Source organism: Burkholderia ambifaria AMMD, assembly GCF_000203915.1.
GTDB lineage: Bacteria > Pseudomonadota > Gammaproteobacteria > Burkholderiales > Burkholderiaceae > Burkholderia > Burkholderia ambifaria.
In genome coordinates this window covers 1980051-1998739 of the sequence record NC_008390.1, presented here as the reverse complement: position 1 = coordinate 1998739, position 18689 = coordinate 1980051, and the positions used below count along the sequence as shown (strand labels likewise).

The window sequence follows — 18689 nt, the reverse complement described above, 5'->3', positions numbered from 1 at the left end:
TCAGGCGACGCAATAAGGAGAATTCGAATGCAAATCATTCTGTTGGAAAAAGTCGCCAATCTGGGTAACCTCGGCGACATCGTCAAGGTCAAGGACGGTTACGCTCGCAACTTCCTGATCCCGAACCGCAAGGCTCGCCGTGCAACGAAGGAAGCGATCGCCGAATTCGAAGTTCGCCGCGCTGAACTCGAAAAGGTCGCCGCCGAGAAGCTGGCAGCATCGCAGGCAGTCGGCGAGAAGCTGAACGGCCAGTCGTTCGAAATCACGCAGAAGTCGGGCGTCGACGGCCGTCTGTTCGGCTCGGTCACGAACGGCGACATCGCGGAACTGCTGAAGAAGGCAGGCTACGAAGTCGAGAAGCTGCAAGTTCGCATGCCGGAAGGCCCGCTGAAGATGATCGGCGAGCACACGGTTCAGGTCGCGCTGCATACGGACGTCGTCGTCGACGTCACGATCAACGTGATCGGCGACCACGCGTAAGCGTCGTACGCAAGCTTCCCGGGCGGCTTCCGCTGTCCGGACAAGGGCAGGCGCCCGGGCAACCGGGGCCTGCCTTTTTTATTGCCTGTTCGTCGGGGCCCGTCTCTAGCAACGTCGTAGGTTATTCGCGATAATCCCAACCCATGAACGCGCCGCAAGATCCTCAAATCGAATCGCTGAAAGTCCCGCCGCACTCGGTCGAAGCCGAGCAGTCGGTGCTCGGCGGCCTGTTGCTCGACAACGCGGCATGGGACCGGATAGCCGACTTCCTGTCGCAGGGCGACTTCTATCGCTACGACCACCGGATCATCTACGAGCACATCGGCCGGCTGATCGCGTCGACGCGCCCGGCCGACGTGGTGACCGTGTACGAAGCGCTGACCACGTCCGGCAAGGCCGACGACGTCGGCGGCCTCGCGTACCTGAACGCACTCGCGCAGAACACGCCAAGTGCGGCCAACATCCGCCGCTATGCGGAAATCGTGCGTGACCGTGCGGTGCTGCGCCGGCTCGTGTCGGTCGCCGACGAAATCTCGGCCGACGCGTTCAATCCGCAGGGCAAGGAAGTCCGCCAGCTGCTCGACGAAGCCGAATCGAAGGTGTTCTCGATCGCGGAAGAAGGCGCGCGCGGCAACCAGGGCTTCCTCGAGATCGGCCCGCTGCTCACGCAGGTCGTCGAGCGTATCGACACGCTGTACCACACCGCGAATCCGAGCGACGTCACGGGCACGCCGACGGGTTTCGTCGACCTCGACCGGATGACGTCCGGGATGCACGGCGGTGAGTTGATCATCGTGGCCGGAAGACCGTCAATGGGCAAAACGGCCTTTTCGATGAACATCGGCGAATACGTCGCCGTCGAGTACGGATTGCCCGTCGCGGTGTTCTCGATGGAAATGCCGGGCACCCAGCTCGTGATGCGTATGCTCGGCTCGATCGGCCGGCTCGACCAGCACCGGATGCGTACCGGCCGCCTGACCGACGAAGATTGGCCGAAACTGACGCACGCGGTGCAGAAGATGAGCGAGGCACAGCTCTTCATCGACGAGACGGGCGGTCTGAACCCGATGGAATTGCGCTCGCGCGCGCGGCGTCTCTCACGGCAATGCGGCAAGCTCGGCCTGATCATCGTCGACTACCTGCAGCTGATGTCGGGTTCGTCGCAGGGCGAGAACCGCGCGACCGAAATCTCGGAAATCTCGCGATCGCTGAAGAGTCTGGCAAAGGAGCTGGACGTGCCGGTGATCGCACTGTCGCAGCTGAACCGCGGCCTCGAACAGCGTCCGAACAAGCGTCCGGTGATGTCCGATTTGCGCGAATCAGGCGCAATCGAACAGGATGCGGACGTGATCCTGTTCATTTATCGCGATGAAGTCTACAACCCGGACAGCCCCGACAAGGGCACGGCCGAAATCATCATCGGCAAGCAGCGTAACGGTCCGATCGGCCCCGTTCGGCTCACGTTCCTGGGGCAATTCACGAAGTTCGACAACTTTGCAGGGGCGCAGACCTTCTACGGCGAGTGACGCCGGATGTAAAGCCCTAAATCGCCAAACGTTGTATCCAATCCCGCCGTGCGCATATGCGCGCGGCGCGGCCCGACCGGAAACGGTACAATGTCGCCCGTTTTCGTGACAGTAGTTTGACAATCTCTCAGGAATCCCATGTTCGGTCGATTCATGCCCACCGAGGGCAAGTTCTTTGAACTCTTCAACGCGCACGCGAAGCACATCGTTTCCGGTGGCCGCGAGCTCGAACTGCTGATCGACAATCTCGCCGACGCCGAGATTCACAAGCAAAACGTGCAAATTGCCGAGAAGGCCGCTGACAAGCTGACGCACGAAGCGATCGATCTGCTGCACAAGACCTTCATCACGCCGCTCGATCGCGACGAGATCCACAAGCTGATCACGACGATGGACGACATCCTCGACCTGATGGAAGACGTCGCGACGGCCGTGTCGCTGTACGACGTGCGCTCCGTCACCTCCGAGGCGAGCCAGCTCGCGCACATCGTCACCCAGTCGGCCCAGCACGTGCAGCAGGCCGTCGGCATGCTGTCCGACATGAAGCAGTCGGCGCAGATCCTCAAGCAATGCGAAGAGATCGACCGCTGGGAGTCGGAGGCCGATCGCGTGCTGCGCTCGGCGATGTCGAAGCTGTTCCGCGAGGAAGACGACGTGAAGACGCTCATCAAGCTGAAGGCGATCTACGAGCTGCTCGAGGAGATCACCGACAAGTGCGAAGACGTCGCGAACATCATCGAAGGCATCGTGCTGGAAAACGCCTGAGCGGACCACGATGCATTCGATACAACTTGCCCTATGGATGGTCGCGACGCTGGTGCTCGTCGCGCTCGTATTCGACTTCATGAACGGCTTCCACGATGCGGCGAACTCGATCGCCACCGTGGTGTCCACCGGGGTGCTGAAGCCCCAGCAGGCCGTCGTGTTCGCGGCCGCGTTCAACGTCATCGCGTATTTCATCTTCCACCTGAAGGTGGCGCAGACGGTCGGCAAAGGCACGATCGATCCGGAGATCGTTGACCACTACGTCGTGTTCGGCGCGCTGATCGGCGCGATCGGCTGGAACGTGATCACGTGGTACTACGGGATCCCGTCGAGTTCGTCGCACGCGCTGATCGGCGGCCTCGTCGGCTCGGCGCTCGCGAAGTCGGGCTGGAGCGCGCTGAACATCGACGGCCTGATGAAGACCGTCGCGTTCATCTTCATTTCGCCGCTGCTCGGCTTCATCCTCGGTTCGCTGTTCATGCTCGGCGTGTCGTGGCTGTATTTCCGCACCGCGCCAAGCAAGGTCGACCGGCGCTTCCGGCGGTTCCAGCTGCTGTCGGCCGGCCTGTACAGCCTGGGTCACGGCGGCAACGACGCGCAAAAGACGATCGGTATCATCTGGATGCTGCTGATCGCGTCGGGCTATGCGTCGGCGACGGCCGATGCGCCGCCTGCGTGGGTGATCGGCGCGTGCTACCTGTCGATGGGCCTCGGCACGCTGTTCGGCGGCTGGCGCATCGTGCGTACGATGGGCCAGAAGATCACGAAGCTCAAGCCGGTCGGCGGTTTCTGTGCCGAAAGCGGCGGGGCGATCACGCTGTTCATCGCGTCGTTCCTCGGTATTCCGGTGTCGACCACGCACACGATCACCGGTGCGATCGTCGGTGTCGGCGCGACGCAGAAGCTGTCGGCCGTGCGCTGGGGCGTTGCCGGCAACATCGTGTGGGCATGGGTGCTGACGATTCCGGCATCCGCGCTGATCGCGGCCGGCGGATGGTGGGTCGGGCACCAGATCTTCTGATTCCGACGCTGTCGCCTCGACACGAAATGCGCCGCCAACCGAAAGGTTGCGGCGCATTTTCTTTGGTGGTCGGGAAAAGTGCGGCGAACGACGCGGTTGCCGTCGACGATGAACCGCGTCAGTAACTGCCGTTCGCGAAGCGGGCGATCGGATCGTCCGCGGTGCCGGTGCGCGCGCTGACGGGCGCGGATTGCGTCGACGCACGCCACACCTGCGCGGGCTCGATGGCGCGCGGCGACGGCGCGGCGGCGGGCGGCGGTTCGTCGTCGAACGCGGCCGCCTGGGCGGCGGTCAGCGCCGTCGTCGGAATCTGCGTGCCGACCTCTGCCGGGCCGGCAGGCGCTGCATTCGCGGTCGGGGCGATCATGTCGCCGTTCGTGGAGCTTGCCTGCTGCCGGGCGGCCTGCATGCGCGACGGCGGCGGTTCGTACGGATCGGCGGCAGGCGCGGCTGCCGGCGCCACCGCAGCGGTCGATACGACCGCCGGGGCTGGCGCGACCGGAGCGGGAGCTGGGGCCGCGCTGGCTTGCGCAGCGGCATAGGCGGGCTGCCGTGGCGCGGCGGCGGTCACGACAGCGGCTGGTGCGGCCGGCGGCGCGTCGCGCCGGGCCTCGTAGGTCGGCGTATCGAACGGTGCCGGTGTGCCGCGCGGCGGCGCGACACGGCGAATGCCGTCGAAGCGCTTGGCCCAGTACGGGTTCGTCAAATAATCGAGCCGCACGGTGCCGCCGGTCGACGGCGCATTGACGAAGCGCAGCTTGCCGACATAGATGCCGACGTGCGAGTGCGGGCGTCCGGTCGTATTGAAGAAGATCAGGTCGCCCGGCGCTACCTCTTCGGGGTCGATCGACACGCCGCGGCTGCTCATGTCGGCGGTCGTGCGCGGCAGGTTCACGTCGGCCGCGCGGCCGATCACGTAGCGCACGAGCCCGCTGCAGTCGAAGCCGCTCGTGGGCGTGTTGCCGCCCCAGCGATACGGCACGCCGACGAGGCTCATCGCCTGGATCGAGATTTCTTCCTGGCCGACGCTGTGATCGACGAATTTCGGGAAATTGGCGGGCGGCGGGAACGCGCGCGGGGTCGTGATCTTCATGCCGGAGGTGCGCGATGCCGACTGCGGCGGCACGCTGGAGCAGGCCGCGAGCAGTGAAACGACGGCGACGGGAACCCAGATTCGAAGCATGGCAAGGCGGACGAGCGCGGCGCGCTCGCCAATCGTATGACAACAGACAGACCCGATGGTAGACGTTCCGGCGGGGCTTAGGCAACCATTCCTGAGAATTTACTTGAAGTTTCGCGCGTAAGTGACGTCGCTGCGTTACGAAGTATGACCAACGTTTCCGACCCCAAAAATAAAAACGGCGCTCCGGAAACGGAGCGCCGCGTGGCGTCGAAGGCCGGCGAGGAGCCGGTCGCGCGTTACAGGATGTCCGACGCGTAGTCGGCGAGCCGCGAGCGTTCGCCGCGCGCGAGCGTCACGTGGCCGCTGTGGCCCCAGCCCTTGAAGCGGTCGACGACGTAGGTCAGGCCCGAGCTGCCTTCGGTCAGGTAAGGCGTGTCGATCTGCGCGATGTTGCCGAGGCACACGATCTTCGTGCCGGGGCCCGCGCGCGTCACGAGCGTCTTCATCTGCTTCGGCGTCAGGTTCTGCGCTTCGTCGATGATCAGGTACTTGTCGACGAACGTGCGGCCGCGCATGAAGTTCATGCTCTTCACCTTCAGGCGCGAACGGATCAGCTCCTGCGTCGCCGCACGGCCCCATTCGCCGGCCGCGTCGTCGGTTTTCTGCAGCACCTCGAGGTTGTCGTCGAATGCACCCATCCACGGCTGCATCTTCTCTTCCTCGGTGCCGGGCAGGAAACCGATGTCCTCGCCGACGGGCACGGTCGCGCGCGTCACGATGATCTCGTTGTAGCGCTTGTCGTCGAGCACCTGCGCGAGGCCGGCCGCGAGCGCGACGAGCGTCTTGCCGGTGCCGGCCTGGCCAAGCAGCGTGACGAAGTCGATCTCGGGGTTCATCAGCAGGTTCAGCGCGAAATTCTGCTCGCGGTTGCGCGCGGTGATGCCCCACACGTTGTTCTTGTGGTGGCTGTAGTCGCGCAGCGTCTGCAGCAGCGCCGTCTTGCCGTTCAGTTCGCGGACGATCGCGTGGAACGTCGGCTCGCCGTTCTGTGGCTCGAGATAGACGAACTCGTTGACGAGCATCGACGCGACGAGCGGGCCGGTCACGCGGTAGTACGTGGTGCCCGTCTTCGTGTCCTGCCAACTCTCCATGCCCTTCGCATGCTTGGTCCAGAAATCCTGCGGCAGCTCGCGCACGCCGTTGTAGAGGAGATCCTTGTCCTCGAGTACCTGGTCGTTGAAGTAGTCTTCAGCGGGCAGGCCGAGCGCGTGCGCCTTGATCCGCATGTTGATGTCTTTCGACACCAGCACGACCTGGCGGTCCGGCCGGTCGCGCTGCAGCGCGCGCACGACGCCGAGGATCTGGTTGTCGGCCTTGCCTTCGGGCAGGCCTTCGATCGGCGCGATGTCCGCGAGCTTCGTCTGGAAGTAGAGGCGGCCGAGCGCCTCGCGGCTGCCGAGGCGCGACAGCGGAATGCCGGCCGAGATCGGGCCGCCGTCGGCGACCAGCGAGTCGAGCGTGCGGCTCACCTGGCGCGCGTTGCGCGCGACTTCGGACATCCCCTTCTTGTGATTGTCGAGTTCCTCGAGCGTCATCATCGGCAGATAGACGTCGTGTTCCTCGAAGCGGAAGAGGCTGCTCGGGTCGTGCATCAGCACGTTGGTGTCGAGCACGAACAGCTTCTGCAGTTCGGCTTCGGCCGGCTTGCGGCTGCGCGACTTCGTCCCGGCGCCGGTATCGCGCGCGGGCGCCGCGGACGGTTTGCCGGCGGCCGGCTTGTCGTTGCGTGCAACGACCGGCGCGGCGGGGGCCGCGGGTGCCGCCGGTACGGCCGGCGCCGGCATCGGCTGCAGCAACGCGGCCGTCTGCCGGGACTTGCGGCCGCGTGCGGGCGTGCTTGCGGTGTCGTGCTCCGACGACGCGACGGCGCGCAGCGGTGCGGTCGTGTTCGCGGCTTCGGTCATCGGTTGGGCCACGCTGGCCGGACCGTAGTCACCGGCTGTGGATGCGTCCCCTTCGGCGGATTTCTTCGCGGCTTTCGCGGGCCGCGCTTTCGCCTTGTATTCGTCGGGCGGCAGCAGGCTGCCGAGCTTGCTGGGGGGGGTAGGCAAAGGCATGGTGTCCCTCGGGAGGAATCGTGTCGCATGAAGTGCGCCGCTGATCGCATCCTGCGTGACGTAGACGCATGCAGTTTGCGCGCGGTGGCGCACAGGAATTTCGTCGAGCCGGTTCGCCTAAGTGTCGGTCAACTCCTTGACGAGATGACGGCCGGACCGAGAGCCGGCACGCAGTCCATAAAAAAAGCCGCTGCCCCGTGGACCGGGACATGCGGCTCGGCTGATACCGTCGTGATGCGCGTCAGGTGCCGGCAAGCAACGCAACGGGCACCGGCGCAGCTACGAGAAATATGGGGCGAACTGGCATTCATTGCGGCCCAATATAGCGCGGCTCAAAGCGCTTGTACAGCACTTAGCACGTCGTCCACGTGGCCGGGCACCTTGATGCCGCGCCATGCCTGGCGGAGCACGCCGTCGGCGTCGATCAGGAACGTCGAGCGCTCGATTCCGCGCACTTCCTTGCCATACATTTTCTTCATCTTGATGACGTCGAACAGCGCGCACAGCGCTTCGTCGGCATCGGAGATCAGCGGGAACGGCAGCTCGAGCTTTGCCTTGAAATTGTCATGCGAGCGCAGGCTGTCGCGCGACACGCCGATGACTTCGGCGCCAGCCTTCTTGAACTTCGGATAGAGATCGCGGAACTGCAGGCCTTCGGTCGTGCAGCCCGGCGTGTTGTCCTTCGGATAGAAATACAGGACGAGCTTCTTGCCCTTCAGGCCGGACAGCGAAATGTCGCCGCCCGTAGCCGGTGCGGTGAAATCGGGAACTTGACGGTCAACTTCGACGGACACGTGTTTCTCCTGTTGTTATGGAAAGCGCCGCTCGGGCGGCGCGGTTCGGCGGGGGCGCTGCGGCACGCCGCGAGGGCGGGGCGGGCGGTGCCGGCGCGCACGCACGCTCAGTCGGGCTGGACGATCAGTTCGCCGGAGCGGCCGGGGATTTCGCCCCACGTGACAGGGTACGATGGCAGCGAGTCGCGGTCCAGCGTCGCGTGGTAGTCGCCCATCGTCGCAAACGTATGGCCCTGCGCGCGCCAGCCGGCGAGCAGCTGTTCGAACACCGGCGCGAGCTTCTGGCCTTCCAGTTCCGCATGCAGCGTGAACACCTGGTCGTGCGGATTGGCTTGCGTGAACTTCAGGATGTGCGCGGCGACGTTGTGCGTGTCGATGCCGTCGATGCCGAGCACTTCGTCGAGCGTCGGCAGCGTGGTCGGCATCTGCACGTGCGACAGCGTGCGGCCGCCGACCACGGGCAGGTACGGCGAATGGCCGCGACCGTCGGATGCGTAGCGCATCCCCCATGCGTCGATCTGCTCGAATGCGGCGTCGTTCATCTGCCAGCCGGCCGCGCCATGCGTGACGGGCGGTGCGCCGAAGATGTCGATGAAGCGCGCGTGGCTCTTCTGCATTTCACGCGCGGTCCAGTCGCGATCGCGCACGCGCACGTTGTCCTGCCAGTACACGTGATCCCACGTATGGATCCCGCATTCGAAGCCGGCCTCGTGGATCGCGCGCATGTCGGCGATCGCACGGCGGCCGATGTCGGGGCCCGGCAGCAGCACGCCGTACATCAGCTGCTTCACGCCGTAATGCTCGACCACCGACGTGCGCGACACCTTCTTCAGGAAGCCGGGGCGGAACACGCGCCGCAGCGCCCAGCCGGTGTGATCGGGCCCGAGGCTGAAGAGGAAGGTCGCGCGCGCACTGAAGCGGTCGAAGATGCGCGCGAGGTTCGGCACGCCTTCGCGCGTGCCGCGCAGCGTGTCGACGTCGATCTTGAGGACGATACGAGCCAAGCGAGCGTCCCGTCAGTTCTGCTCGACCAGCGCGCGCGCGTCGGCGACATGGCCGCGATACGCTTCGAAGATCTTGCGCAGTGCGTCGTCGAACGTCGATTGCGGCGCCCATGCGAGTTCCTGCATCGTGTTGTCGATCTTCGGCACGCGGTTCTGCACGTCTTGATAGCCGTTGCCGTAGTAGGCGCCCGACGTCGTTTCGACGAGCTGCACCTGCTTCGCGGAGCCGGCGTATTCCGGGTATTCGGCGGCCAGTTCGAGCATCTTGTGCGCGAGCTCGCGAACCGAGAAGTTATTCTTCGGATTCCCGATGTTGTAGATCTTGCCCGACGCGACGCCGTTCTTGTTGTCGATGATCTTCATCAGCGCGCTGATGCCGTCGTCGATGTCGGTGAACGCGCGCTTCTGCGAGCCGCCGTCGACGAGGCTGATGTTCTCGCCGCGCACGATGTGGCCGAGGAACTGCGTGACGACGCGCGAGCTGCCTTCCTTCGGCGTGTAGATCGAGTCGAGGCCCGGGCCGATCCAGTTGAACGGGCGGAACAGCGTGAAGTTCAGGCCTTCCATCCCGTAGCCCCAGATCACGCGGTCCATCAGCTGCTTCGAGCACGCGTAGATCCAGCGCGGCTTGTTGATCGGGCCGTAGGTGAGCGCCGATGCGTCCGGATCGAACTCCTCGTCCGAGCACATGCCGTAGACCTCGGAGGTCGACGGGAACACGAGGTGCTTGCCGTACTTGACAGCCGAACGCACGATCGGCAGGTTCGCCTCGAAGTCGAGCTCGAACACGCGCAGCGGCTGCTTGACGTAGGTCGCGGGCGTCGCGATCGCCACGAGCGGCAGGATCACGTCGCACTTCTTCACGTGATACTCGACCCACTCCTTGTTGATCGTGATGTCGCCTTCGAAGAAGTGCATCCGCTCGTGGTTGACGAGGTCGCCCAGCCGATCGGTCTGCATGTCCATGCCGAACACTTCCCAATCGGTGGTTTCAAGAATGCGCTTCGACAGGTGATGGCCGATGAAGCCGTTCACACCCAGGATCAGGACTTTTTTTGCTTTCATGAATGACGGGAAGAATGAATGAACTGCGCGAATTCCGCGGGCGTCACGACGGTTTCGCTACCGTCGCGCTGCTGCCACAGCTCGAGAATGGATAGGGCGCGACTGTCGCCGCAGACGCCGAATAGCGCATTATCGCTTACGTGCAGGCCGGGCGGCAAATCTGCCGCCGCCGCGGCGGCGGCGCTGCCGGGCGCCGCAAGGCGCGCGCGGGCGATCACGAAGCGCGTGCCGCCGACGTCGGTGAATGCGCCCGGATACGGGGGCGCGACCGCGCGCACCAGGTTGTAGACCTGCGCGGCCGGCTTCGACCAGTCGATGCGGCCGTCTTCCGGCTTGCGGCCGCCGTAGTAGCTGCCGTTCGCGAGCTCGTTCGGCAGGTGCGGCGCCTCGCCCGCGAGCAGCGCGGGCAGCACGCGCCAGAGCGTCTGCTCGGCGGCCACCGTCACCTTGTCGAACACCTGCGCGGCCGTGTCGTCGGGCAGGATCGGCACCGCGGTCTGGCCGATGATCGCGCCGGCGTCCGGCTTCGCGGCCATCTCGTGCAGCGTCGCGCCGGTTTCCGTTTCGCCGTTCAGCACGGCCCAGTTGGTCGGTACCCGACCCCGGTATTTCGGCAGCAGCGAACCGTGCATGTTGTACGCGCCGCGCGGCGCGATCGCGAGCAGGTCCACCGGCAGCATGTGGCGGTAATAGAACGAGAAGATGAAGTCCGGCTGCGCGTCGGACACCGCGCGGCGCAGTGCCGGGTCGGTGGGGTCGGCTGGCGTGGCGACGGGAATCCCGTGCTCGGCGGCAACCGATGCGACGCTGCCGAACCAGATGTTCTCGTTCGGGTTGTCCTCGTGCGTGACGACGAGCGCGACGTCGACACCGCGTGCCAGCAGCACCTGCAGGCAGCGCACGCCGACGTTGTGATACGCGAAGACGACGGCGCGCGGCTTCATTGCGCGGCCTCCGAGCGGTTCATGCCCGGCACCGCCGGGATGCCGTCGTGCTGTTCGAGCACGGCCTGGATCAGGTAGCGCGGCCGCGCACGCACCTGCTGGTAGATGCGGCCGACGTATTCGCCGAGCAGGCCGAGCGCGAAGATGATCACGCCGAGCAGGAAGAACGTGATCGCGAACAGCGTGAACACGCCTTGCACTTCCGCGCCGACGATGAAGCGGCGCACGAGCAGCAGCACGAACAGCGCGGCGGAGCCGAGCGACAGGATCACGCCGATGAACGACAGCCACTGCAGCGGCACGACCGAGAAGCCCGTCACGAGGTCGAAGTTCAGCCGGATCAGGCTGTACAGCGAGTACTTCGACTCGCCCGCGAAGCGCTCCTCGTGCGCGACCTCGATTTCGGTCGGGTTCTGCGCGAACGTGTACGCGAGCGCGGGGATGAACGTGTTGACCTCGCCGCACACGTTGATCGTGTCGATGATGCGGCGGCTGTACGCGCGCAGCATGCAGCCCTGGTCGGTCATCTTGATCCGCGTGATGCGCTCGCGCAGCCGGTTCATCATCTGCGACGCCTTGCGCCGCCACAGGCTGTCCTGACGCTGCTTGCGGATCGAGCCGACGTAGTCGTAGCCCTCGCGCATCTTCTCGATCAGCTTGCCGATTTCCTCCGGCGGGTTCTGCAGGTCGGCATCGAGCGTGATGACGATGTCGCCGTGCGACTGCGCGAAGCCGGCGAGGATCGCCATGTGCTGACCGTAGTTGCCGTTGAGCAGCACGACGCGCGTCGTGTCGGGACGCACGTGGAACTGGTCCGCGAGCATCGCGGCCGAGCGGTCGCGGCTGCCGTCGTTGATCAGGATCACTTCGTACGACGTGCCGAGTGCGTCGAGTGCCGGGTAGAGCCGCGCGAACAGCGCAGCCAGGCCCTCTTCCTCGTTGTACACGGGGATGATGACCGATACCTCCGGGTTCGCGGCGCCCGGATGCCCGGCGCCCGGATGCCCGGCGCGTGCTTCAAGGTGATTCATGTACGCTTATTTTCCGTATTGATCGCAAATCTGGTTGATGGCGTCGGCCACGCGACGCACGTCGTCTTCGGTCATCTGCGTGAAGAGCGGCAGCGTGACGGTCGACGCGCCGTATCGTTCGGCGTGGGGGAACATGCCCTCCTTGAAGCCGCGCGCACGATACAGCGTGAAAAGATGGACGGCCGGGTAGTGGACGCCCGTGCCGATCCCGCGTTCCTTCATCTGCGCCATGAAATCGGCGCGCGAGATCGACAACCGCTCGAGCGGCAGCGTGACCTGGAACATGTGCCAGTTGCTGTTCTCGAAATCGGCGACGGGCAGGCCGAGGCCGAGCTTCACGGCAGGGCCGTCGCCGAGCGCGGCGAAATACGCGCGCGCGAGCGCGCGGCGCTGCGTGGTGAAGCGCTCGAGGTGCGGCAACTGGCCGAGGCCGACGCGCGCGGCGACGTCGGTCAGGTTGTACTTGCCGCCGAGCACGTCGCAGTCCATCCCGTCCAGGCCGGTGCGCGTGATGCCCTGCAGCCGGTACTTCTGCGCGAGCGTCGCCTCGTCCTCGTTGTTCAGCACGAGCGCGCCGCCTTCGATCGTCGTCAGGTTCTTGTTCGCGTGGAAGCTGAACGACACGATGTCGCCGAACGCGCCGATGCGCTTGCCTTGCCACGTCGAGCCGAGCGCCTGCGCGGCGTCCTCGATCACGCGCAGGCTGTGCGCGCGCGCGATCGCGTACAGGCGGTCCATGTCGACCGGCAGGCCGGCCAGGTAGACCGGGATGATCGCCTTGGTGCGCGGCGTGATCGCCTGCTCGAGCTTGTCGAGGTCGATGTTGCGCGTGACCGGGTCGATGTCGGCGAACACGGGCGTCGCGCCGGTCTCGAGAATCACGTTGCTGGTCGACACCCACGTGGCCGGCGTCGTGATCACCTCGTCGCCGGGGCCGACGCCTGCGATGCGCAGGCCGATCTCGAGCGTGCAGGTGCCCGAATTGAACGCGCGGACCGGACGGCCGCCGCAATACTCGGACAGCGCGGCTTCGAATTTCTGGCTTTGCGGGCCGGTGGTGATCCAGCCCGAGCGCAGCACTTCGACGACGCCCTGGATGGTTTCCTCATCGATCTCGGGGCGGGTGAACGGCAGAAACGGAGCGGTAGTCTGGCTCATGAACACGTTAGCCTGTAATGGCGTGTAATAAAGGGGTCGGGCGGTCCGGCCCGAAACCGGCATTAAACACCGGTTGGCGGATTCGTACCGTGATTTTTTGTAGGCGGACGCTTAATGCGTGTGGGTGCACCCGGGCCCGCCGGGCACGCTCAACTGCGCGCGAGCACGAGCACGCCGATCAGGATGATGCCGATCCCGACGAGCCGCTGGACCGACAGCACTTCGCCGAACAGGTACCACGCTGCGAACGCGTTGACCACGTAGCCGAGCGACAGCATCGGATACGCGATCGACACGTCGACCCGCGACAGCCCGACAATCCACACGACGACGCTCAGCACGTAGCAGGCGAGGCCGCCGATGATCGGCAACTGGGTCGCGATCTTCAGGCCGACCGGGATGATGTTCGCGCGGCTGAATTCGAAGTGTCCAACTGCGTTGACGCCGGCTTTCAGCAGAAGTTGCGCACAGGCGTTGAGCATCACGCCGGTGACGATGCAGACGAGCGAAACGGGATTCATGCGGTGGACGTCCTTACGATTGCGGTTTCTCGACGATCACGCGGCGGTTGTCGCGCGCGATCACGCGCATCGGCACGCCTTGCTTGACCAGCGTGTCGTACTGGCCGGTCGGCATGATCGCGAGCGCATGGGTTTCCTGCTTCCAGCGTTCGATCCATTGGCCGACGGTCGGGATCCATTTGTTCGGCTCGACCGAGATGCCGAAGGCGAGCTCGTCCTGGCGCTGGACCATGATCGTCGTGTGGCCCATATAGAACGGGAACGTGTGATCGAGCATCTCGATCGAGTAGAACGGCGTGTCGGGCGGCAGCTTCGCCAGTTCGGCGCGCACGGTGGGCGCGAGCAGCGCGCCCGAGCTGTAGCGGCCGAACTCGTCGTGACCGGTGCCGCCGATCGTGCCGAACGCGAGCCACGCGGCGCCGAACGCGGCGATCGCGGCCGCGACGCCCACGCGGCGATTCAGCCACGCGGCGGCGAGCGTCAGCGCGGCCGCGACCGCGAGGCCCGCGTACAGCCACATCTGGAACGCGCGATACAGCGCGTTCGGCGTGCGGGCGTCGCCCTGGTACGCGAGGAAGATGATCCCGAACGCCGCGACGACGAAGAACACGAGGTAGCCGAGCAGGTGGCGGCGGAACCGCTCCGCGGTCATCAGCGGCAGGTACGCGCCGATCATCAGCGCGAGCGCCGGCGCGACCGGCAGCACATACGAGATCAGCTTCGAGTGCGACACGCTGAAGAACACGAAGATGAACGCGCTCCAGATCAGCAGCACGAGCATCGGGGAGAAGCCGTTCGGCTGGCGCGGCATGCGCAGCGCGTGACGGATGCTCTGCCACGTGACCGACAGCCACGGCAGGAAGCCGACCAGCAGCACCGGCACGAAGTAGTAGAGCGGGCCCGGGCGGTTCTGTTCCGGGGTAAGGTAGCGGCGGAACTGCTGGACGATGAAGAAGAAGTTGAAGAACTCGGGATTGCGCTGCTGGACGAGCACGAACCACGGCGTGACGATCGCGAAGAAGATCACGAGGCCGCTCACCAGATAGAGCCGCTTCCACAGCGCCCAGTCGCGGGCGACCAGCGTATAGAGCACCAGCACGGCGCCGGGCAGGATCAGGCCGACGAGGCCTTTCGACAGCACCGCGAACGCCATCGCGGCCCAGCACGCCCACATCCAGCCGCGCACCGCGCCCGCGCGCAGCCCGGGGCGCTGCGCGAGCAGCAGCGAGCAGAGCGACAGCGCCATCCAGAACGCGAGCCCCATGTCGAGCGCGTTGAAGTGGCCCATCAGGTTCCAGTATGGCGAGCACGCGAGCACGACGGCCGCGAGGAAGCCCGACAACGGGTTGAACAGGCGCGCGCCGGTGAAGCCGACCAGCAGCACGCCGGCGAAGCTGGCGAGGCCCGTGTAGAGGCGCGCCTGCCATTCGCCGATGCCGAACCACGCGAACGTCAGCGCGTTCAGCCAGGTCTGCAGCGGCGGCTTCTCGAAGTACTTGTAGCCGTTGTAGCGCGGCGTGATCCAGTCGCCGGTGACGAACATTTCCCGGGCCATCTCCGCGTAGCGGCCTTCGTCGCTCGGGATCAGGTGCCGCAGCCCGAGCGGCGCGAACCAGACGATCGCGAGCGCGAGGAACAGAAGGGCGAGCGTGATGCGATTGAGCGGTAGCCTCGACGGCGTATCGTTCATGGATGTTGAGCCTGTTGGTTGTTGTGATGGGCCGCCGGCGGGTTACGCCGGCGGCGGGCGGCCTGCCGGGTATCGATCCGGTGATGATCCGGGGATCGACCCGGTGCGCCGGCCCGTGTTTTACCGCATCGGGGATTAACGTTCAATTAAGAGCGCGGCGGCGACTTTGCGGCCCTCGGCCATCAGGATGTTGTAGGTGCGGCAGGCGGCCTGGAAATCCATCGTCTCGACGCCGATTCGCTTGGCCGTGAGCGCGGCCACGAGCCGCGGGTGCGGGAAGCGCAGCCGTGCGCCGCTGCCGAAGATCACGAGTTCGGGCGCCGGGTCGAGCAGCATCGCGAAATGCTCGGGCGCGAGTGCGTCGAACGACGACACCGGCCATTCCCGCACCGGTGCGCCGGGCAGTACGATGACGCTCCCTTCGTGGCGTTGGAGGTTGACGTCGACATAATCGGGGCCGTAGCCGGTGACGGTGTTGAGCGCGCCGCTCGTGTCCTGGTGCAGTTTCAAATCGTTAATCCGCGGTTTCCGTAGGGGAGTGTCTGGCACGGGCCGCACGGGCCCGGGCGGCCGATTTCGCGAGCCGGCGCATACGGGACGCCTGACGGCGCGGGCCCGCAGCGGCCATGGTGCATTGCGAAAGTCGGCCAAAATCCGCTAAATTATAACTTTTTGGTCGCCCCCGGGCGCCACTTGCGTCGTGCGTCGTCACAAGCGCCGTCCGACCGCCCGCTTTTTCCCAGTCTAGACAGCGCGCACACACCGTCCGCTCTCCAGTTTTGATCCCGTCCCCCGGCCGCAAGGCCAACCCAGGAACCGTGTCGTCGTGAAACCGATTCAGAAGTCGAACAAGCTGCTCAACGTCTGCTACGACATCCGTGGCCCGGTGCTCGAGCACGCGAAGCGCCTCGAGGAAGAAGGCCACCGCATCATCAAGCTGAACATCGGCAACCTCGCGCCGTTCGGGTTCGACGCGCCGGACGAGATCATCCAGGACATGATCCGCAACCTGCCGGCGTCGTCCGGCTATTCGGATTCGAAAGGGGTGTTCTCGGCCCGCAAGGCCGTGATGCACTACACGCAGCAAAAGGGCGTGGTCGGCGTCGGCCTCGACGACATCTACATCGGCAACGGCGCGTCCGAGCTGATCGTGATGGCGACCCAGGCGCTGCTGAACGACGGCGACGAGGTGCTGCTGCCGGCGCCCGACTATCCGCTGTGGACGGCCGCCGTGAGCCTGTCGGGCGGTACGCCCGTGCATTACGTGTGCGACGAGCAGAACGCGTGGATGCCCGACCTCGACGACATCCGCCGCAAGATCACGCCGAACACCAAGGCGATCGTCGTGATCAACCCGAACAACCCGACGGGCGCCCTTTATTCCGACGAATTGCTGCTCGAGCTGCTCGCGATCGCGCGCGAGCACGGGCTGATCGTGTTCGCCGACGAGGTCTACGACAAGATCGTCTACGACGGGCTCGAGCACACCGCGCTCGGTTCGCTGTCGGAAGACGTGATCACCGTCACGTTCAACAGCCTGTCGAAGAGCTATCGCTCGTGCGGCTACCGCGCGGGCTGGATGGCCGTGTCGGGCCTGGGCGGCGACAATCGCCGGCGCGCGAAGGATTACCTGGAAGGCCTCGGGATCCTGTCGTCGATGCGCCTGTGCGCGAACGTGCCCGGGCAGTTCGCGATCCAGACCGCGCTGGGCGGCTACCAGAGCATCAACGAGCTGATCGTGCCGAGCGGGCGCCTGTACAAGCAGCGCGAGCTCGCGTATGACATGCTCACGTCGATTCCCGGCGTGACCTGCGTGAAGCCGCAGGCCGCGCTGTACATGTTCCCGCGCCTCGATCCCAAGCTCTATCCGATCCAGAACGACCAGCAGTTCATCCTCGACCTGTTGCTCGAGGAGCGTGTGCTGCTCGTGCAGGGAACGGGCTTCAACTGGGCGGCCCCGGATCACTTCCGCGTGGTGTTCCTGCCGAACCTCGACGACCTGACCGATTCGATCAACCGGATCGCGCGCTTCCTCGACGGCTACCGCAAGCGCCATTCCGTCTGAGCGGACGGGTCCCCCGGCATTCAATCATTCATTCTTACTCATCGACCACACGCAGCATGGAACCGATCAAAGTTGGCCTGTTGGGCTTCGGCACCGTCGGCAGCGGCACCTTCACGGTGCTGAACCGCAACCAGGAAGAAATCAAGCGCCGCGCGGGGCGCGGCATCGAGGTCGCGCGCATTGCCGTGCGCAACCCGGCCAAGGCGCAGGCCGCGCTCGGCGGCGACACCGGCGGCGCGCAGATCACCGATGATTTCAACGCGGTGGTGGACGACCCGTCGATCGCGATCATCGCCGAGATGATCGGCGGCACGGGCATCGCGCGCGAGCTCGTGCTGCGCGCGATCGCGAACGGCAAGCACGTCGTCACGGCAAACAAGGCGCTGCTCGCGGTGCACGGCACCGAGATCTTCGAAGCGGCGCGCGCGAAGGGCGTGATGGTCGCGTTCGAGGCGGCCGTGGCCGGCGGCATTCCGATCATCAAGGCGCTGCGCGAAGGCCTGACCGCCAACCGCATCCAGTACATCGCGGGCATCATCAACGGCACGACGAACTACATCCTGTCGGAAATGCGCGACCGCGGGCTCGACTTCGCGACCGCGCTGAAGGCCGCGCAGGAGCTCGGCTACGCGGAAGCCGATCCGACCTTCGACATCGAAGGCGTCGACGCCGCGCACAAGGCGACCATCATGAGCGCGATCGCGTTCGGCGTGCCGGTCCAGTTCGACCGCGCGTACGTCGAAGGCATCAGCAAGCTCGACGCGACCGACATCCGCTACGCGGAAGAGCTCGGCTACCGGATCAAGCTGCTCGGCATCACGCGCCGCGCCGAAAACGGCATCGAGCTGCGCGTGCATCCGACGCTGATTCCCGAGAAGCGCCTGCTCGCAAACGTCGAAGGCGCGATGAACGCAGTCGTCGTGCACGGCGACGCGGTCGGCACGACGCTGTACTACGGCAAGGGCGCGGGCGCGGAACCGACCGCGTCGGCGGTCGTCGCGGATCTCGTCGACGTCACGCGCCTGCATACGGCCGACCCCGAGCATCGCGTGCCGCATCTCGCGTTCCAGCCGGACCGCCTGTCGAACACGCCGATCCTGCCGATCGACGAAGTGACGAGCGGCTACTACCTGCGCCTGCGCGTGGCCGACCAGACGGGCGTGCTCGCGGACATCACGCGCCTGCTCGCCGAGACGGGCATCTCGATCGACGCGCTGCTGCAGAAGGAATCGGAGCAGGTCGACGACGCGAACGGCGAAACCGACATCGTCCTGATCACGCACGAGACGCTCGAGAAGCACGTCAACAAGGCGATCGCGCAGATCGAAAGCCTCGCGACGGTGGTCTCGAAGGTGACGAAGCTGCGCATGGAAGCGCTGAACTGA

General features: G+C 65.6%; 17 protein-coding genes and 1 pseudogene. 7 read left to right on the top strand and 11 right to left on the bottom strand.

The features are described 5' to 3' along the window. Positions 1–27 precede the first annotated feature (27 nt). The 4 genes from rplI (at position 28) to BAMB_RS09085 (ending at position 3792) form a co-directional block, all read left to right on the top strand. A complete protein-coding gene (gene rplI / locus BAMB_RS09100) occupies positions 28–480 on the top strand; it encodes a 50S ribosomal protein L9 (RefSeq protein ID WP_006755438.1) in 453 nt (150 codons plus the stop codon). Between the two features lie 143 nt (positions 481–623). Then, entirely contained in the window at positions 624–2006 is a 1383-nt protein-coding gene (locus BAMB_RS09095; protein WP_011657067.1) for a replicative DNA helicase, read from the top strand. Positions 2007–2144: 138 nt separating this feature from the next. Next, a complete protein-coding gene (locus tag BAMB_RS09090; RefSeq protein WP_006755440.1) occupies positions 2145–2771 on the top strand; it encodes a DUF47 domain-containing protein in 627 nt (208 codons plus the stop codon). 10 nt (positions 2772–2781) lie between these two features. After that, positions 2782–3792, top strand: coding sequence for an inorganic phosphate transporter (locus tag BAMB_RS09085; RefSeq protein WP_011657066.1), 1011 nt, complete (start codon positions 2782–2784; stop codon positions 3790–3792). A 118-nt stretch (positions 3793–3910) separates the two neighbouring features. Here the strand turns inward: BAMB_RS09085 and BAMB_RS09080 are convergent, their stop codons facing one another. Both BAMB_RS09080 and BAMB_RS09075 read right to left on the bottom strand, forming a co-directional pair. After that, positions 3911–4975, bottom strand: coding sequence for a C40 family peptidase (locus BAMB_RS09080; RefSeq protein WP_011657065.1), 1065 nt, complete (start codon positions 4973–4975; stop codon positions 3911–3913). Between the two features lie 236 nt (positions 4976–5211). Beyond that, the gene (locus BAMB_RS09075; RefSeq protein WP_011657064.1) at positions 5212–7032 is read right to left on the bottom strand and encodes a PhoH family protein; all 1821 of its coding nucleotides are present in this window, start codon (positions 7030–7032) and stop codon (positions 5212–5214) included. On the opposite strand from BAMB_RS09075, the pseudogene BAMB_RS36260 reads away from it, so the two are divergent. Then, positions 6928–7172 (top strand): annotated as a pseudogene (locus BAMB_RS36260) (hypothetical protein); the annotation flags it as partial. The gene BAMB_RS09075 and the pseudogene BAMB_RS36260 sit on opposite strands and share 105 nt — an antisense overlap. Before the next feature lie 192 nt (positions 7173–7364). Here the strand turns inward: BAMB_RS36260 and BAMB_RS09070 are convergent. From BAMB_RS09070 to BAMB_RS09030, 9 genes are all read right to left on the bottom strand, one after another. Next, positions 7365–7826 (bottom strand): peroxiredoxin, encoded by a 462-nt coding sequence (locus tag BAMB_RS09070; RefSeq protein WP_011657063.1) that lies wholly within the window; start codon positions 7824–7826, stop codon positions 7365–7367. A gap of 107 nt (positions 7827–7933) precedes the next feature. Further along, positions 7934–8830, bottom strand: a complete 897-nt coding sequence (locus BAMB_RS09065; protein WP_011657062.1) for a polysaccharide deacetylase family protein — start codon at positions 8828–8830, stop codon at positions 7934–7936. A gap of 12 nt (positions 8831–8842) precedes the next feature. Further along, on the bottom strand, positions 8843–9895 hold the full coding sequence (locus BAMB_RS09060; protein WP_011657061.1) for a bifunctional UDP-4-keto-pentose/UDP-xylose synthase: 1053 nt from the start codon (positions 9893–9895) through the stop codon (positions 8843–8845). Next, entirely contained in the window at positions 9892–10839 is a 948-nt protein-coding gene (locus tag BAMB_RS09055; protein ID WP_011657060.1) for a formyltransferase, read from the bottom strand. The genes BAMB_RS09060 and BAMB_RS09055 overlap by 4 nt, the downstream gene beginning before the upstream one ends. Beyond that, on the bottom strand, positions 10836–11870 hold the full coding sequence (locus BAMB_RS09050) for a glycosyltransferase (RefSeq protein WP_011657059.1): 1035 nt from the start codon (positions 11868–11870) through the stop codon (positions 10836–10838). Before BAMB_RS09050 ends, BAMB_RS09055 begins: the two co-directional genes overlap by 4 nt. A gap of 6 nt (positions 11871–11876) precedes the next feature. Further along, complete coding sequence (locus BAMB_RS09045; protein WP_041491190.1) at positions 11877–13028, bottom strand: DegT/DnrJ/EryC1/StrS family aminotransferase; 1152 nt, start codon at positions 13026–13028, stop codon at positions 11877–11879. Between the two features lie 149 nt (positions 13029–13177). After that, positions 13178–13549: an SMR family transporter gene (locus tag BAMB_RS09040; RefSeq protein WP_011657057.1), complete on the bottom strand. Its 372-nt coding sequence runs from the start codon at positions 13547–13549 to the stop codon at positions 13178–13180. Between the two features lie 13 nt (positions 13550–13562). Beyond that, positions 13563–15239, bottom strand: a complete 1677-nt coding sequence (locus BAMB_RS09035; RefSeq protein ID WP_011657056.1) for a glycosyltransferase family 39 protein — start codon at positions 15237–15239, stop codon at positions 13563–13565. A gap of 135 nt (positions 15240–15374) precedes the next feature. Beyond that, positions 15375–15749, bottom strand: coding sequence for an Mth938-like domain-containing protein (locus tag BAMB_RS09030; RefSeq protein ID WP_041489817.1), 375 nt, complete (start codon positions 15747–15749; stop codon positions 15375–15377). Between the two features lie 316 nt (positions 15750–16065). Here BAMB_RS09030 and BAMB_RS09025 point away from each other — a divergent pair, with 316 nt between their 5' ends. Next, positions 16066–17304, top strand: coding sequence for a pyridoxal phosphate-dependent aminotransferase (locus BAMB_RS09025; protein ID WP_011657054.1), 1239 nt, complete (start codon positions 16066–16068; stop codon positions 17302–17304). A 56-nt stretch (positions 17305–17360) separates the two neighbouring features. Further along, positions 17361–18689 carry a homoserine dehydrogenase gene (locus BAMB_RS09020; RefSeq protein ID WP_011657053.1) on the top strand — a complete coding sequence of 443 codons (1329 nt, stop codon included), beginning with the start codon at positions 17361–17363 and terminating at the stop codon, positions 18687–18689.